Here is a 16754-nt window from a genome sequence, read left to right on the forward strand (position 1 = left end):
AAATGGCAACAATAGAATAAATAATTTAAGCAATTAGGTAGTTCGTCTGTTAATTGTTAGATATAAAATAAAGAAATGAGGAGAAAAATGAAAAAAGTATTTACCTTGATCGAACTAATTGTAGTCATCGCTATCATCGCAATTTTAGCTGCTATCATTGCTCCCAATGCCTTTAAGGCCATTGAAAAAGCGAAGGTATCTGAAGCAATTGGAGATTTTAAAGCATATAAAACCGCGGCCTATAGTTTATATGCTGATACTGGTAAATGGGTTATGGAGGGTGCGGGTATTGAGTCTACTCCTGCTGGTGTATGTTGTTTTTTATTCTTGGAATCCGATAATAATGATTTATCTGTAGACCTTACTGGCTGGGTTGGTTGGGATGGACCATACATTGAGAAAATTAAATCAGAGCACCCTTGGGGAGGTTGGTATGCTTTTCAAAGTTGGGACGCTGGTAGAGGCCCAGAGGTAGATATGTGGGTTGATTTCGAAGATGATTGTTATCAAATTCCTAAAGATTGGGGAAACGGTGGCTGTCCTGTGCCATTAAAGGCTCAACTGAAAATTGACAGCATGGTTGATGACGGGGATCTTACGAATGGAAGTATCTTAGATGGCCCATCTACAAATCAGGTAGAAGGCGATCTAAGTTGGATTTTGGTTTGGGATGCTTTATAGTTTCAACCAAATGGAGACAGAGTTGATAGTTTTCTGATAAAATTATCTAACAAGTTGATCCACCTGGGCGTCTCAGTAGGTGGATATTTTTGCGTTATGAATATAAAAATTAACAAAAAGCAAGAAAGGAGGTAGTTATGGATCAATCAAACGTATCATCAGGACAAGTTGGGGGTCAGAAAGAATCGCAGCACAATATCAGCATCCCAGTGTATCTTATTTTAACTCTTCTGTCTTGTGGGTTCTTCAATATTTATTGGAATTATCGACAGATGGAGGCTTGTAATGATTTGTTAGGCAAGAAAGAGTTTGATTTTTGGCTTTGGTTTCTTCTTACGATTGTTACTTGCGGGATTTATCATATTTTTTATCAATACAAAATGGGATCAGCTATCGTTGAGATTCAACACAATAAAAATAAGGTCGTATTTGATAACTTGCCGATTATCAGTGTGCTGGTAACTATTTTTGGTATGACCGTAATAGTTGATTGCATACATCAAAGTGAGATCAATAAGATAGTTAGCTAATTAATAAGATGCAGAGCAAGACCCAGGCGTCTAGATATGTTCTCCGGGCGCTCATTGGTTCTATTTTTTTGATCGTTGTTCTTTCTGGTGTTTGTTTTTTCTTTTTTGGAATAGACCTCAAAGAACATCTTTCGTATTTGCCTTTGTGCCCTTTTCGGGCGATTACCAAAATTCCTTGTCCCGGTTGCGGCATGACTCATGCTTTTTTGGACATCGGACAATTTAAAATTAAAGAGGCGATCACCTACAATCCTTTTTCAGTACCTTTATTTTGTTTAATGGCAATTTACTTATTCTTTGGGCGTATTCCTTTATGGCTGAAACATAAGCGTTTAGTTTATTTAGCAGTAGTTAGCGTTTTAGTGGTTTGGGTATTAGGTTTGGTAGCAAGCTAAAGGTTTAGTCAATCCAATTTAATTTATTTAGCAATAACTATGTTTTGCCTTACTCCTCAAGAAAGAAAGGTTATTTTTTTAATCGCTGGTTTGATTTTGTTGGGTGGTATTTTAAGATTTTTAAATACTGACAAAATAAATAAAATATTTTTAGAGAATGCCAGTAAAACTTCTGCTGAGGAAGCTAGTGGTCGGCAAATACTGATCAATATTAATAAGGCTGACAGAGGACAACTTGAGCTTTTGCCGGGTATTGGTACGGTAACCGCAGAAAGAATTATTAATTACCGTTCTGATTACGGTATTTTTAAAAGTTTCGAAGATTTAGAAAAAGTTAAAGGAATCGGAAGCGAAAAGGCTAAAAATTTGGCCGAGTTAATTGTTTTTTAAGAGTTAAGTCATTGTGGTAAATATAAATTATGGTTCTTTTTTTAATTTTTTTCTTTTTATTTTTTTTGCCTTAGGTATCATAGTTAGCGCATTTTTTCCATCATTCTTGACCTCCCTTTGTTGTTTTTTTGTTGTAAGTTTTTTTAGCTATTTTTTTTATCGGAGAAATCGACGGTTTCTTTCTGATATCTTAATTTTGGTTATCTTTTTTGTTCTTGGAGGTATTTGGTATCTGGCTAATTCGCATCATCAACCGGAATCCCTTTTAAATAAAGATAAGCGATTTGTTCTTAAGGTAATATCTTTACCTAAAAATACAAAATTGCGCAGTAGTTTCGCTGCCGAGATAGATCAAGCAGACGGTCATCCCTTTAGACAAACTTTAAGAGTTTATGATTATACGAAGTCTTTGGAATACTTAAATAGTTATGAGGTTTTGGGTAAGTTAACCAGAAGGAGCTATCATGATCGCTGGTTTTATTATCTTTGGATAAAGTCTAAAGCTAGGATAAATGAGCTTTCTTTGAATCCCTGGGACAAGTTTGTTAAAGGGACTAGCCTGTATATTCTTGATATTTTTAGAAAGAATTCTACGGATCAGGCTTATCGGTTTCTGGCAGCGGTATTTTTAGGAAGAAGGGAGTTGCTGGGTGGCGAGCGTGAATTTTTCTCTCGGGCTGGAGCATCACATCTTTTGGCGATAAGTGGATTGCATGTTGGTCTTACCGCTTTAATTTTGTTTTCTTTCTTGGGATTCTTCGGCCTTTCTTTTAGGCTCCGTTTAGGAATTTCTTTAGTTTTTCTTTATCTTTATACTTTTTTGACCGGGGTCAGTCCGTCAACTTTACGGGCGGTTATTATGTACTCGGTATTTGCTTTTAGTTTTTTCTTAAAACGAAGACCACACTCTTTCAATTCTTTAGGTTTGGCCGGACTAATTTGTTTGTTAATAGATCCGGCAATGCTTTTTACAATTGGCTTTCAACTATCTTTTATGGCAGTTTTTGCCATCCTTGTTGGTTATCGAATTTTTCCGGTTAAGTTAGTTGGCAGTCGAGCTCTGGTTTACTCTGGGCAGATTTTCTTTTGCTCTTTGTTTGTAAATGTATTTGTCACACCGTTAACCGCTTATTATTTCGGCAATATTAATACTTTGGGGATAGTCTATAATATTGTTTTGATTCCTTTTTTTACTTTTATTCTTACGATAAACTTCTTTTTAATTATATTGGCTCCAGTAAGTTTTATTGCTCAAAATTTAGGGGCTTTACTTTCATTTCTTATTTTGATTTTTGTTTATTTGGTCCGGTTTTTAGGTTCTTTTAGCTTTTCTTATTTTAGCTGGCAATTTTCTCTAACCGGCGTGTTTGGCTACTATTTTGTTCTGGCCGGGATTCTTGTGTTTTTCAAGCTCAAGAGTAGTCTCAAGCTCCAAAGTCCAGATAGTTAAGGGTTGATTAATGGTTTGACAAGAATAGCCTCCTTTGATATAGTTTTTTATCAATGAAGAAGGCCATTTTTCTTTTAATTCTACTTACCTTTTCTTGGTCGGTTTACCCTTTTTGGGTTTGGTCTCCTAAGACTCAGAAGTGGAAGAACCCTAAATATTCAGCCCTTTCCACTCCTTACCTTCAGTATAAAGCAGCTTTAAAGATTTTTGAAGAAGGACGCTACAAGGAAGCCCATAAGGAATTTAAGAAATTCTTAGCTCACTATCCTGATGCTAAAGAAGCGGCTGAAAGCCAATATTACCTGGGTAGATGCCTTGAGAAGTTTGATAAGTCTTATGAGGCCTTTTTAGTTTATCAAAAACTAATCGATTCTTATCCTAATAGCCAGCGGATTAACGAAGTAATTGAGAGGGAGTACAATATTGGTGAGTCCTTTTTGAATCGTGAACATAAGAAATGGCTGGGTTTGTCATTGTATGATTTTGTAGAGCATCCTTCGATATTAATTTTTAATAGTTTGGTCAATAAGGCTCCTTATTCAGAATATGCGCCGCGAGCTCAATATAAGCTGGGGATCATTCTTTTTGAATTAGGCCGGTTTGACGAAGCTCGAGATGCTTTTCAGAAGGTAGTTGATAATTATTCTGATACTGAATGGGCTCCTCCGGCAAAGTATCAATTAGCTATAGCGACTTCGAAGGCCTTTCCGGGGGCCGACTATGATTCTTCTTACTTACAGGAGGCTACTGCCAGGCTTGATGAGTTTATTAAAGAACATCCTGAAGCTAAGATTTCCGATCAGGCTGAGGATCAACTGAAGATTTTAAGGAACCGAGAAGCTAAAAAGAACTTTGAGATAGCTCAATTTTATGAAAATCAGGATCAATATGAAAGTGCGGTGATTTATTATCGTAAAGTCCTTGATGAGTATATTGATAGTGATTATTATGATAGTTCTTTAGAGAAGGTTCAGGAGTTGAATCAGTTAATCGAAGGAAACTTGACTAAGAAAGATTTAATCTTAAGCCATAAAAAAGAAGCAGCTCAAACTAAGAAGGCAGAGAAGATTAGGGCAAAGGATAGAAAAAAGGACAACAAACAGGAGCTTCGACAGAATAAAATAGATACAAAAAAGAGAATTCGACAGGAAGCAAAGATATCCAAAGAGCTTCGTCGTAAGGAAAAGCTTGCGCTTAAGTCTGAGGCCAGAGCTAAAAAAGAAATAGCTAGGGCTAAGAAGTTAAGAGAGAAGCAGGATCGGGCACAGGAGAAGAAGAACCGTGCCAAAGAGAGACGCGAGGAAAAACTTGCCCGAAAGAATGAGGCTAAGGCGAAAAAACAGGCCCTAAGAGCTAAAGAGTTAAAAAAGAGGGAAGCTCCGACACAGGGAAAAAAAGAGTTGGTTGAAGAAAAAAGTAAGGAAAAGTTTGTTGAATTAGAATCGGCTAAAGCCAAGAAGGTACCTTTAAAGAGTCCAAAGCTAAAAAAGAAACAAGATCAGCGAGAACGAAAGCAGGCTCTTCTTGCCGAGAAGCGACAAAGAAAAATTGAGCGTAAAGCTCAAAAAAGAGCTAAAAAAGAATTTACTCGAATTAAAAAGTTAAAGAAAAAAGAAGAGCTTATCCAGAAAAAGAAAGATTCAATTGCAGCTAAGCAAAAAGCAAAGCTTGATCGGAGCAACGAAGCTAAAGCGAGGAAGGAAGCAGCCAGAGAAGAGAAACTAAGACAGAAAGCAGAACGCTTAAAAGATAAACAAGCTCTTATTGAAAAAAAGCGAGCCGAAAAATTAGCTCGTCGAATTGAAGCTAAAGTTAGAAAAGAGGCGATTAGGGAAAAGAAGTTAAAGGCCAAGCAGGAATGTATTCAAAAAGCAAAGCAGATTAAAGCCCAAAAGCGTCAAGAGAAGCTAATTAAAAAACAAAAAGCTAAAGCTAAAAAAATGGCACTTAAGGAAAAAAAGCGTAAAGAAAAATTAGCTAAAGAAAGTCGGACTGAGCCTAAAGTAGAAGCTCAAGATAAGGAGACAGAAAATGATTAAATTATTAATTCTAGCTGTATTTTTTTTAAGTTCTGGATGCGGTTATACTACTCGAGGTTCTATTTATGCCGGGAAAAAAATAATGGTTCGGCCGGTAATTAATACCATTGATGTAACTTCTCTGAGTGAAAGAACATCGGGGTATGTTAATTTTCCTATTTTGATTGAAAATAAATTAACTAATGAGATAGTAAGTAAATTTAACAATGATGGCCAACTTAAGGTAGTCAGTCAGGATCAACAGGCGCTTACACTTACTTGTTCAGTGGATAGTTACACCAAACAGACTTTGCGTTATGAAGAGGCTAATGATGGCGAGGTGAAGGAGCAACGCTTGAGGCTGCATACACACATCAAGCTTACCTCAGCCACAGGTGAAGTATTAATTGAAGAAGATGTTGTTGGTGAGACCGAGTATCTTGTTTCCGGAAGTGAGACCACAGCCCAAATCGCTTTAGTAAGCGATACAGCGCGAAGAATTTCCGAAGCGGTTTTGGAGCAATGGTGATTCGTTAGTCTTTTTATGTCAAAGCACAAGAATTGCCCGCCTTTGTTTTGAGTCAATAAAATTATGAAAGTTAGAGAAAGACTTTTTTTAATTTCCGGTGGTAACTTCGACCAGCGACAACGTACACTCAGTGGTATAAAGAAAAGGTTATTTAAGGAGAAGGATTCCCCTTTAGATACTTTTACTTTTTATGGGAAAGAGGTAGAGTTGAAGGGTTTAAATGACAAGCTGCTCACTGCTTCCTTTGGTCAGCGGAGGATGATTATTTTTAGAAATTTTCATCAGTTGGCATCTCCGGTGAGAAAGTTTATTTTTAAAAATATAAAGAGGATTCTTCTTGCGAATTATGTTGTTTTTGACAGCGATAAGGAGTATTATCAGCTACAAAGAGATAAACGGTTTATGTCAGATAGTTTATTTACCTTGGCTATAAAGCAAGCTGCGGTATATAAGGTTAGTCCGGTAAAAAAAGATTTTTCGTTTCAGGATTTAATGAGTAGCTTGCGAAAGAATGATTTAAATAGTTCGCTTTATATTATTGAGAGTCTTTTTCGTTCCGGTAGCAACGCACACATGCTGGGCCCGCAAATCATTGGTGTATTGGTTCATAAATGTTCCGGTTTTAGTAATCCGCGGAGAGAGATTTGTCTAGAATATTTATGGGAGGCTGACCGAGCGCTTAAAGAAAAAGGAGTTGATAGTCGTCTGGCTATTGAAACTCTGTTAGTGAAGATATTTACCCCTTCAGCTGGTTGAGGATTTTTTCTTAGCTGAAGTTGTTTTTTTAGTCGAAGGATTGACGAGCTTTGATAGACGTGATTTCTTATTGGCTGCCTTGTTTTTGTGAATAACATTACTTGAAACAGCCTTATCCAAAAGCTTGCATATTTTTTCTAGTGCTTTGGCGCGTGCTTTTGAGTCTTTTTCTTCAAGGCTTTTTTTAAGCGTTTTTAAGGCAACCCTAATGTTACGCTTTACAGCAAGGTTCCGATGGTAGCGTTTTTTGCTTTGTCGTAAATCCTTTTTTGCAGCTCTTCTTTGTGGCATATTTTCTCCTTAGTATTAGGAAGGATTCTATAAGAATACTTATGGACTGTCAAGACTTTTTTTAGACTAGCTATGCGTAGTAAAATTATTAAAAATACTTATATTTTAGGAACGGGAACTTTGATTTCTCGTATTTTAGGCTTTGTTCGGGATATCTTGATAGCTAGCTTTTTTGGAACTTCTGGATTGCTTGAGGCCTTTCTTGTCTCTTTTCGTCTACCGAATATATTTAGGAGTGTATTTGCTGAGGGTTTTTCAGATTCGGTAGCGACTCCGGTGTTGAGTGAATATCAAGAGGATCATCAGCAGATTTTTAAGCTGGGGAACCATTTACTTTCATTGTTTTGTGTTATTTTGCTTATTTGCACCATTCTTGGTATCATTTTTGCTAAATTTTTAGTCATGCTGATTGCTCCTGGCTTCATTAGCCAAGTTTTCAAATTTAATCTGGCTGTATCGTTTACTAGAATTACTTTTATCTATCTTTTTTTGATCGGCCTATCATCAGTAATGGTATCTGTTCTTTACTCACTAAAGAAATTTTTTATCCCAGCAATTAACCCGATTTTTTTGAATATCTCGTTTATTTTAGGAATAGTTTTTTTTAGTCAATCTTTAAAAAATTATATTCTGATTATCTGCGTTATAGTTGCTGGAATTTTACAGTTGATATTTCCTTATTTTTCACTAAGAAGGCAAGGCTTTAGGTTCCGCTTTAGTTTCGCTGAGGCCTTGAAAAATGCGGCAGTCTTGCGAATGTTTAAGCTTTTTATTCCGCGAGCATGGTCGAGTATCGTTTATCATTTAAGTGTATTTATTGATACCATTTTTTCTTCATTGACAGTAATTGTTGGTTCGGGGGCTCTAGCCTCGGTTTATTACGCTAACCGGTTGATCCAATTTCCTTTTGCTATTATCGCTCTTTCAATATCGCGGGTGGCAATCGTTGATCTTTCTTCTTATCATAGTCAGGGAAAATCCGAAGATTTCAAGGAACTTTTTGTTTTCTCTTTTCAGAACATCATTTTTTTTATTATACCGCTTTCAGTTATTTTTTTGTTTATTCCTGAAGCGATTATAAACATTATTTTTACTAGAGGGGCTTTTGACTCTTATTCATTGGCAATGACCTCTTCAGTCCTTTTTTTCTACTCTTTTGGATTATTTTTCTTTTGTGGTATCAAACTTTTGGTTAATTCGTTTTATTCTTTAAAGGATACTGTTCTGCCGGCGAAAACAGCTACTTTTTCACTTATCGTAAATGTAATCTTGAGTTCGATTCTTATGTTTCCTCTAAAGATTGGCGGTGTAGCCTTAGGCAGTAGTTTAGCGGCTATTTGTAATTTTTTCTTGTTGTATTATTTTTTTAAAAAAAGAATTGGTCCGATAGATTGGCAGGATACAAGATCTCAATTACTAAAGGTTTTGTCGCTTAGCCTAGTGGTCGGATTATTGGCGCGTTTTCTTTGGTATTATTCACCTTACAACAAGTATCTTAATGCTTTAGTGATAATCGTCGCTGTGGCGGTTGTTTTTTTTGGTGGTGGATACCTTGTTGGCTTAAGGCAGATTCGTCACCTAAAAGTATGGATATCCGCAAAAAAATAGAGAAGTTGACTTTAGGTCCTGGTGTATATATTATGAAATCGGCCAACGGTGAAGTTTTCTATATCGGTAAAGCCTCTTCAATAAAAAAACGCATCATGAGTCATTTCTCTCGATCAGAATCTAAAAATAGTAATTTTCTTGGTGAGGTTTGTGATATTGAATGTATAGAATGCACAACCCCCGAGCAGGCATTAATTTTGGAGGCAGCCTTAATTAAAGAAAGAAAACCTAAATATAACATTGCTTTGCGTGATAACAAAAGCTATCCTTACGTAGCGGTTAGCAAAGATGATTTTCCGCGCATTTTTATCACTCGCCCTAAGACAAAGTCGCCAGCAATTCTTTTTGGTCCTTATCCAGCGGCCAAAACCTTAAAGTCAGCTTTAGAGTCAATACGAAAAGTGTTTCCTTTTCGTTCTTGCTCAAGGTTACCTAAGACAGCTTGTCTTTTTTTTCATCTTAAACTTTGTTCGGCGCCCTGTGAAGGGAAGATTGTTTCTAGGGAGTACAAGGAAATCATTAGCAATGCTACAAAAATATTAAACGGTGAGCGAAGGCAGTTAACACAAAACTTAAAGGTAAAGATGAAGCGTTTAGCTGACAAGCAAAAGTTTGAACAAGCTGCCAAAATTAGAAATATTATTATAGCTATTGATAGTCTTTATGAGGGTAGGCCTAAAGCTCATGAAACAATTTCTTTAAAAGAGACTTTGGGCTTGGCTAAGCTCCCTTTATACTTAGAGGCTATTGATATATCTTCTTTGGGTGCTAGTGAGGCCACTGGTTCAGTAGTCGTCTTCAAGGATGGGTTGCCGGATAAAGGGAGCTATCGTCGTTTTCTAATAAGGGAAGTTAAGGGCAAGGATGACTATGCAATGATTGCTGAGGTAGTTAAGCGGCGTTACTCCAGATTAATAAGAGAAAAGAAGTCCTTACCGGATTTAGTTGTCATTGATGGAGGTAGGGGGCATGTAGGAATTGCCCAGAAGGTGTTTTCAAGCTTAGGTATTTCTATAGCCGTAATCGGCATAGCTAAGAAAAATGAAGAGGTTTGGTTTGCCGACAGAAGAGTTTCTTTATCAATAGCTAAAGATCAGCCTTGTTTACATCTTCTACAGCGGATAAGAGATGAGGCCCATAGATTTGCCCATAGCTATCAGCTTCATCGTAGAAAAGGAAAGGTTTTTAAGAAATGACTAATTTTGAGAAAAAGGTGTTACGGATAGTTTCAAAGATACCTTTGGGCCAGGTGCGTAGCTATAAATGGGTAGCTATAAAGACCGGTCGCCCTAAGGCTTATCGGGCAGTAGCCAATGCTCTTAGGAAAAATCCTTATCCTTTGTTTGTTCCTTGTCATCGGGTAGTTAAATCATCGAATCAGGCCGGCGGGTATTCCTTGGGAAGCGACCTTAAGGTAAACTTAATAAATTTAGAGAAAAAAATTAAAGATATGGTAAAATAATAAATACAGATATGAGGAAAGACTAATTATTCAAATTGTAAAAATTAAAGATTTTACTTAGGAGGTAAAAGATGGATTTTAAAAATATTTTAGAGTTGATGATTGAGAAAAGCGCTACCGATATTTTCTTGCGAGTAGGTAGTCCTTTACGTGGCAGGATTAATACTGAAGTTGAAGTCCTCAGGGAAGATAGATTTACTTTTGATGAAATTAAACAGATTATCGAAATGATTACTAGGGAGCGAGACCGGGAAAGGTTAGAGAAACACCGAGGTTGCGAATTTACTTATTGGTATCGAGAGTATTGGCGTTTTCGGGTCGGTATATTTTATCAACGAAACACTCCGGCCTTGGTCGTGCGTAAAATTGACTTAAGAATACCTTCATTTCTAGAACTTAATTTGCCTTCGGCGGTGTTAGAAAATTTCTGCACCGAGCGAAGAGGGTTGATTTTGCTTACCGGTATTACCGGAAGTGGTAAATCAACAACGATCGCCAGCATGATTCAATTTATCAATAATAACTATGGGCGTCATATACTCACGGTTGAGGAACCGGTCGAATTTACTTTTCAGGATGACAAATCAGTGGTTAATCAAAGGGAGATTGGAACTGATGTTGAGAGTTATCATGATGCTCTCAGGCAGTTTGCTTTACATTCACCGGACGTTATGTATATTGGTAATATCCTTGATGCTGAAACATGTCATGCGGCACTCACTGCCGCTGAAACCGGAGTTTTGGTTTTGTCTACGCTTCATACGGTGAATGCTACTTCTACTATAGAGAGGATTGTGAACTTTTTCCATCCTCATCAGCATGCCTTTGTTATGAATCAGCTTTCTTTTCTGCTCAAAGGAGTTCTTTCTCAGCGCTTGATTCCTCGTGCTGACAATTTGGGAATGATTCCAGCCTATGAAGTTATGACTCTTAGCCCATCGGTATCCCGACTTATAAAGGAGAACAAAATTTGGGAAATTCCTAAATATATTGCTTCTGGTGAGCATTACGGAATGATGAGTTTTCAACAATGTTTGTTGAAATTTGTCGAGGAAGGAAAAGTAACTGCAGATCATGCCTTACAGTTTTCCGATACCCGCGAAGAGTTAGAGCTGCTAATGCGTAATAAGGGATTAATAAAGGATTAAAATAGGCAAGGCTTATCTAAAATATCGAGAAATAATTGCCATCAGTACCCTTCTTGCAATTATTATAAGAAAAGACTAGATTTATGACTCAGGATATAAAAAAAAGAATTCAACAGCTAGAGAAAGATCTTGTTCGTTTTGGGCAAATTTTAAAGATAGAGGATAAAAAGGGGCTAATTGAAAAATTGCAACTTAAGATGGCTCAACCCGGATTTTGGAATGATCAAAAGATAGCAGCTAGCGTGGTTGATGAGCTAAAAGTTATTAAAAGTGACGTCGATGACTGGCAGGATTTATATAGTGCTTTTAAAAATGTAGCCGAGATTGAAAGTCTAAACGATTCGGCTTTTGAAAAGGATATCATTAAGGAGCTGAGTAAACTAGAAGTTAACGCTGAGCAGTTTAAGCTCAAAATTTTGTTTTCTGGTAAGTTTGACAATAATAATGCAATAGTAGAAATTAATTCCGGAGCCGGCGGAACTGAAGCTTGTGATTGGGCTTCAATGATTTTTAGGATGTATTGTCGCTGGGCCGAGGACAAAGGTTTTAAGCTCAAAGTTTTGGATGAATTGAGAGGAGACGAGGCCGGTTTAAAGAGCGTTACTTTTTTTATCCAGGGAATTAGGGCCTATGGCCTTTTGCGTTCTGAACGGGGGGTACATCGCTTAGTAAGGATTTCTCCTTTTGATTCTAATAAACGTCGTCATACTTCATTTGCTTCGGTAGATGTTCTTCCTGAGATAAAAGATGATGTTGAAATTGAAATAAGGCCTGAAGAGTTAAAAATAGATACCTATCGGGCGTCCGGTGCTGGCGGCCAGCACGTAAATGTTACTGATTCGGCAGTGCGGATTACTCATATGCCTAGTGGTATTGTGGTGGCTTGTCAAAATGAGCGTTCGCAACATCAAAATAAACAGGCTGCTTTTGGAGTGTTAAAAGCAAAGTTATATGAGCGCAAAGAAGAGGAGAATCGAAAGGAGCTGGAAGAAGTTTCCGGAATCAAACAAAGAATAGAGTGGGGTTCCCAGATTCGTTCTTATGTGTTACATCCTTATCTTTTAGTCAAGGATCATCGAACTAACTTAGAGGTTCATAATGCTAAGAACGTTCTTGAAGGTAAATTAGATGATTTTATTTATGCTTATTTAAGATTCATGAGTGAGGTTAAGAAAAGTGCTTAAAAATATAATTTTTAAAAATTGTCAAAGAAAAATTAATAAGCTTAAGCCCCAGGTAGAGATTTTGTTAAACAAAGAGATTCCTACTCCGGCTTTAAAGATTATTACTAGTTTTGCGCCGCTGGTGGTTAAGGTTAACTCTTATGAGCATGAGCTCGAATCAAAGCCCAAAGAGTTTTTTAAGGGCAAATCTAATGAATTTAAAAGCCTGATTAAAGCAAGGATTGCCAAAGCTTCAGTTGATGAGCATAAAGATATAACCGAAGCTGTTTTAGACGAGATTTTGCCATTTTATTTTGCTATGGTTAGAGAGGCAGCTAAACGAACAGTTAAAATGCGTCACTTTGACGTACAGATTCTCGGTGGAATTATTTTGCATAAAAATAAAATAGCTGAAATGGTGACTGGTGAGGGAAAGACTCTTGTTGCAACTTTGGCAGCATCTTTAAATGCTCTTTTAGGCCAAGGGGTGCATATTGTTACGGTTAATGATTATCTAGCTAAGCGCGACCGAGAATGGATGGGGCCAATTTATGAATATTTAGGGTTTTCGGTGGGAGTTATTCAACAAGATATGTCTCCGCTTGAGCGAAAAGTAGCCTATGCTTGTGATCTTACTTATGGAACTAACAATGAGTTTGGGTTTGATTATCTTCGTGATAACATGACAACTTCTCCTCAAAGCATGGTTCAGCGTAAGCATTGTTACGCAATTGTTGATGAGGTTGATTCGATCTTAATTGATGAAGCCAGAACCCCGTTGATTATTTCTGGTCCGGCCGAGAGTTATATTCAGAAATACTATCTTGCTGATCGAGCCGTCCGCCAGATTAAGGTTAAGGTTATTATTCAAAGGTATGATAATACTAAGGAAGGAACAGTTACTATAAAAAATAGAGATGGCTCTCAGGTCGTAATGACACCGCAAGAGTTGGAGGATCATTACGAGGCGATCATCGAGGAAAAGACCCATCAGGCCTATTTTACTCCTGCTGGAGAAAAGCATTGCGAGAAATTATTAGGGATAAAGAGTATTTCCGATGAATCCCCGGATAAGCTTTCTAATCCTTGGTCACATTATCTTACACAATCTTTAAGGGCGCATCATCTTTTCGCTGCCGATAAAGAGTATATTGTAAAAGAGGGCAAGGTTTTAATAGTTGATGAGTTTACTGGAAGGCTTATGTCTGGTCGGCGTTGGTCAGACGGTCTTCATCAGGCTGTTGAGGCTAAGGAGAATTTGAAGATACAAGAGGAATCACAAACTCTGGCTACGATAACTCTTCAGAATTATTTTCGAATGTATGATAAATTAGCCGGGATGACCGGAACAGCTTACACCGAAGCCAATGAGTTTAATCATATTTATAAATTAGATGTTGTAGTTATACCAACTAATCGTCCGCTCCTCAGGGTTAATCATGCTGATAGAATTTATAAGACCAAGAAAGGTAAATTTGCTGCCGTAGTTAGCGAAGTAGAAGAGCTTTCTAAGTTAAAACGCCCAGTTTTGGTTGGGACAACATCAATCGACGATTCAGAGCAGCTTTCTTTTTTGCTTAATAAAAGCGGTGTCACTCATAGTATACTTAATGCAAAATATCATGAAAAAGAGGCCCGTATTGTTGCTCAGGCTGGACGATTAGCCCAAGTGACTATTGCGACTAATATGGCTGGCCGAGGAACCGATATTGTTTTAGGTGGCAATCTTGATTACTTTATAAAAGATATTCTGGCTAAAAATAATATATCTTTAGAAGATGAATCTTATCAAGAGGAGTATTCTCGGCTTTATCAGCAATATAAGGAAAAGTTTAAAAAAGATCATGATCAGGTTGTAGCTTTAGGTGGAGTGCATATTATTGGAACTCAACGCCATGAGTCAAGAAGAATAGATAACCAGTTACGGGGAAGATCAGGAAGACAAGGCGATCCCGGATCATCTCGTTTTTACGTTTCCCTAGAAGATGATTTAATGCGTCTTTTTGGGTCCGAAAAAATATACGGGTTAATGGATACTCTTGGTTTTCCCGAAGACCAGCCAATAGAGCACACAATTATCAATCATTCTTTAGCCGTAGCTCAAAAGAGAGTTGAAGGGCATAACTTTGAAATACGTAAACAGCTATTGCAGTATGATAATATAATGAATAAGCAGCGGGAAGTTGTCTATCGTCAGAGAAGGGAGATTTTAGAGAGTAGCGATATGCGCGAGGAGATCTTTTTAATGCTTGATGATACAATTGATAAGAATGTACCGTTATACTTTCAAGAGGAAAGCGATATTTCCGGTCTCATCCAATGGGTAAAATCAAAGTTTGACTTAGAGCTAGAGAATGAAGAGATTGCTAAATTAGCGGTTGAAAAAATAGCTGAATTTGTAAAGGCTCAATTAAAAGAGGGCTATCATCAGAAAGAGGCTAAGTCTGTAGTTGATCAGATGCGCCAAATGGAGAGGGCGGCCAGTCTTTGGATAGTTGACTCGCGTTGGAAAGAGCATCTTTTAGTGATGGATCACCTTCGGGAAGGAATACATTTGAGAGCTCATGCTCATGTAGATCCTTTGGTTGAGTATCAACGAGAGTCATATCTTGCTTTTCAAGATATGATTTCAACTATCAAGGAGGGGATAGTTGAAATGGTTTTTAAAGCTAAAGTTAAACTGCTTCCTGAAGATGTCGGTGTTTTTTCAGAATCACCCAAAGATTTTATTCATTCTGAATACACACCCTTAGAGAATAAGTCTTCTAAGGAAAAGGCCGCTCCGCCTAAAGTAGGAGAAAAAAGGGTTGGTCGTAACGAACCCTGTCCTTGTGGGAGTGGAAAGAAATATAAGAAGTGTTGTGGAGTCTAATTTAGTAAAATGACTTTGACCTTACTAGCCTTATGCGGTGGTATACTCACCGGTTTGAGTTTTAATTCAGAACCAACTTCTTTTTTAATCTGGTTTTCTTTAGTTCCTTTTATTCAAGTAATAAGTAAGAGCTCGCTTAAGGCGGGAATTTTTAGAGCTTTTTTATTTGGCTTTGCCTATTATCTGGTAGTTATTTTTTGGATAGCTAAAGTTACCTTTTTGGGATTGATTGCCTTGGTTGTTTATCTTTCTTTGTATTGTGTATTGTTCTTTTTAGTCGGTCGTTACTTTTTAAAGAAACCTTTGAGACTTATCAGCCTACCTTGTTTTTGGGTTTTGATTGAGTTTTTGAAGGAGAATATTTGGACTGGTTTTGGCTGGGCTAACCTAGGGTATTCTCAGTATAATAATCTTCATTTAATCCAGGTAGCTGATATTGGCGGAGTTAAGCTGATTTCTTTTTTAGTCGTAATGGCTAATGTTTTTATTTGGGAAGTAATCACAACCAAAGGGCCAAAACAGAAAAAGGCGATCGTCAAGAAAGCTCTTTTTGTGTGTTTGATCTTTCTGGCTTGTTTTTCTTATGGAGCTTATCGGCTTAAGAACTTAACCGAGGCAGGTTCTTTAGAAGTTACAGTAGCTCAGCCAAATATTCCCCAAAGTTTAAAATGGGATCCTAGCGCAGCTTCTTCAATTGTAGATAAGTTGGGGTCATTAGCTAAAGAAACAAAGAAAGAATCTTTAGTCATTTTCCCTGAGGCAGCTTGGCCGTATACTGTAGCTCAAGAAGATGTAGAAGATTTGAGAAGTTTTGCTGAAAGTATAGATCGGCACATTCTCATTGGTTCAGTTATCAAAGAAGGAGATAAGTTTTATAATTCAGCCTTATTGTTTCAGTGGAGGGCATCAGCAATCCGTTTGTGTGGTTCTTATCGTAAAATAAAACTAGTTCCTTTTGGTGAGTATGTTCCTCTTAGGAAATTGTTTAGTTTTATTGAGGTGCTGAATACAATTGGAGACATAAGCCCCGGAGAAACACTTTCAGGATTTTCGCAATCCGGACATAACTATTCGGTTTTGATTTGTTTTGAGGATGTTTTAGCGAGTTATGTTACTCAGATGGTTGGTGATAGTGATTTTTTAGTTAATATTACTAATGATGCTTGGTTTGGTGGAAACCCCCAGAGCTTTCAGCATTTGGGCGTTATGACTTTAAGAGCTGTTGAGAACAGAGTTTCTATTGTCCGCAGTGCTAATACTGGAATTAGCGGTTGGGTATCTTTTAAAGGAGAAATTGAGAAACTAACCCATCAAGGTAAGGAAGTTTTTTTTCCGGCTATTAAAACTTTTCGAATTTCTTTGAATCGGGTACGAGGGGTTTATACTTTTTGGGGTGAGCTTTTCCCGGTTTTTTGTGGTATGTTTCTTTTAGCGGTTTTTATCAAAAGCAGCAAAGATTAG

General features: G+C 37.3%; 16 protein-coding genes. 15 read left to right on the plus strand and 1 reads right to left on the minus strand.

The genetic code is table 11. The features are described from left to right. Positions 1-87: 87 nt before the first annotated feature. The 8 genes from K9L86_03555 (at position 88) to K9L86_03590 (ending at position 6749) form a co-directional block, all read left to right on the plus strand. Positions 88-681, plus strand: coding sequence for a prepilin-type N-terminal cleavage/methylation domain-containing protein (locus tag K9L86_03555; protein ID MCF7907933.1), 594 nt, complete (start codon positions 88-90; stop codon positions 679-681). Positions 682-818: 137 nt separating this feature from the next. After that, complete coding sequence (locus K9L86_03560) at positions 819-1211, plus strand: DUF4234 domain-containing protein (protein ID MCF7907934.1); 393 nt, start codon at positions 819-821, stop codon at positions 1209-1211. A gap of 8 nt (positions 1212-1219) precedes the next feature. Next, positions 1220-1606, plus strand: a complete 387-nt coding sequence (locus K9L86_03565; GenBank protein ID MCF7907935.1) for a DUF2752 domain-containing protein — start codon at positions 1220-1222, stop codon at positions 1604-1606. A 39-nt stretch (positions 1607-1645) separates the two neighbouring features. Further along, positions 1646-1996, plus strand: coding sequence for a helix-hairpin-helix domain-containing protein (locus K9L86_03570; protein ID MCF7907936.1), 351 nt, complete (start codon positions 1646-1648; stop codon positions 1994-1996). A gap of 196 nt (positions 1997-2192) precedes the next feature. Continuing rightward, complete coding sequence (locus tag K9L86_03575; GenBank protein ID MCF7907937.1) at positions 2193-3446, plus strand: ComEC/Rec2 family competence protein; 1254 nt, start codon at positions 2193-2195, stop codon at positions 3444-3446. Positions 3447-3499: 53 nt separating this feature from the next. Continuing rightward, a complete protein-coding gene (gene bamD / locus K9L86_03580; GenBank protein MCF7907938.1) occupies positions 3500-5485 on the plus strand; it encodes an outer membrane protein assembly factor BamD in 1986 nt (661 codons plus the stop codon). After that, positions 5478-5993, plus strand: a complete 516-nt coding sequence (locus K9L86_03585) for a hypothetical protein (GenBank protein MCF7907939.1) — start codon at positions 5478-5480, stop codon at positions 5991-5993. The genes bamD and K9L86_03585 overlap by 8 nt, the downstream gene beginning before the upstream one ends. A 63-nt stretch (positions 5994-6056) precedes the next feature. After that, positions 6057-6749: a hypothetical protein gene (locus tag K9L86_03590; protein ID MCF7907940.1), complete on the plus strand. Its 693-nt coding sequence runs from the start codon at positions 6057-6059 to the stop codon at positions 6747-6749. Here the strand turns inward: K9L86_03590 and rpsT are convergent. Next, positions 6738-7040 carry a 30S ribosomal protein S20 gene (gene rpsT / locus K9L86_03595; GenBank protein MCF7907941.1) on the minus strand — a complete coding sequence of 101 codons (303 nt, stop codon included), beginning with the start codon at positions 7038-7040 and terminating at the stop codon, positions 6738-6740. The genes K9L86_03590 and rpsT overlap by 12 nt on opposite strands. A 72-nt stretch (positions 7041-7112) precedes the next feature. Between rpsT and murJ the strand changes: the two genes are divergently transcribed. The 7 genes from murJ (at position 7113) to lnt (ending at position 16754) form a co-directional block, all read left to right on the plus strand. Then, the gene (gene murJ / locus K9L86_03600) at positions 7113-8648 is read left to right on the plus strand and encodes a murein biosynthesis integral membrane protein MurJ (protein ID MCF7907942.1); all 1536 of its coding nucleotides are present in this window, start codon (positions 7113-7115) and stop codon (positions 8646-8648) included. Next, a complete protein-coding gene (locus K9L86_03605) occupies positions 8627-9844 on the plus strand; it encodes a GIY-YIG nuclease family protein (GenBank protein MCF7907943.1) in 1218 nt (405 codons plus the stop codon). The genes murJ and K9L86_03605 overlap by 22 nt, the downstream gene beginning before the upstream one ends. Further along, the gene (locus K9L86_03610; protein ID MCF7907944.1) at positions 9841-10110 is read left to right on the plus strand and encodes an MGMT family protein; all 270 of its coding nucleotides are present in this window, start codon (positions 9841-9843) and stop codon (positions 10108-10110) included. The genes K9L86_03605 and K9L86_03610 overlap by 4 nt, the downstream gene beginning before the upstream one ends. Before the next feature lie 71 nt (positions 10111-10181). After that, positions 10182-11258 (plus strand): PilT/PilU family type 4a pilus ATPase, encoded by a 1077-nt coding sequence (locus K9L86_03615; protein ID MCF7907945.1) that lies wholly within the window; start codon positions 10182-10184, stop codon positions 11256-11258. 83 nt (positions 11259-11341) lie between these two features. Beyond that, a complete protein-coding gene (gene prfB, locus K9L86_03620; GenBank protein ID MCF7907946.1) occupies positions 11342-12442 on the plus strand; it encodes a peptide chain release factor 2 in 1101 nt (366 codons plus the stop codon). After that, positions 12435-15293, plus strand: coding sequence for a preprotein translocase subunit SecA (secA, locus tag K9L86_03625; protein MCF7907947.1), 2859 nt, complete (start codon positions 12435-12437; stop codon positions 15291-15293). The genes prfB and secA overlap by 8 nt, the downstream gene beginning before the upstream one ends. Positions 15294-15302: 9 nt before the next feature. Next, the gene (gene lnt, locus K9L86_03630) at positions 15303-16754 is read left to right on the plus strand and encodes an apolipoprotein N-acyltransferase (protein ID MCF7907948.1); all 1452 of its coding nucleotides are present in this window, start codon (positions 15303-15305) and stop codon (positions 16752-16754) included.

This window comes from Candidatus Omnitrophota bacterium, from assembly GCA_021735655.1.
In the GTDB taxonomy this organism is placed as follows: Bacteria; Omnitrophota; Gorgyraeia; order Duberdicusellales; family 4484-171; genus JAHKAJ01.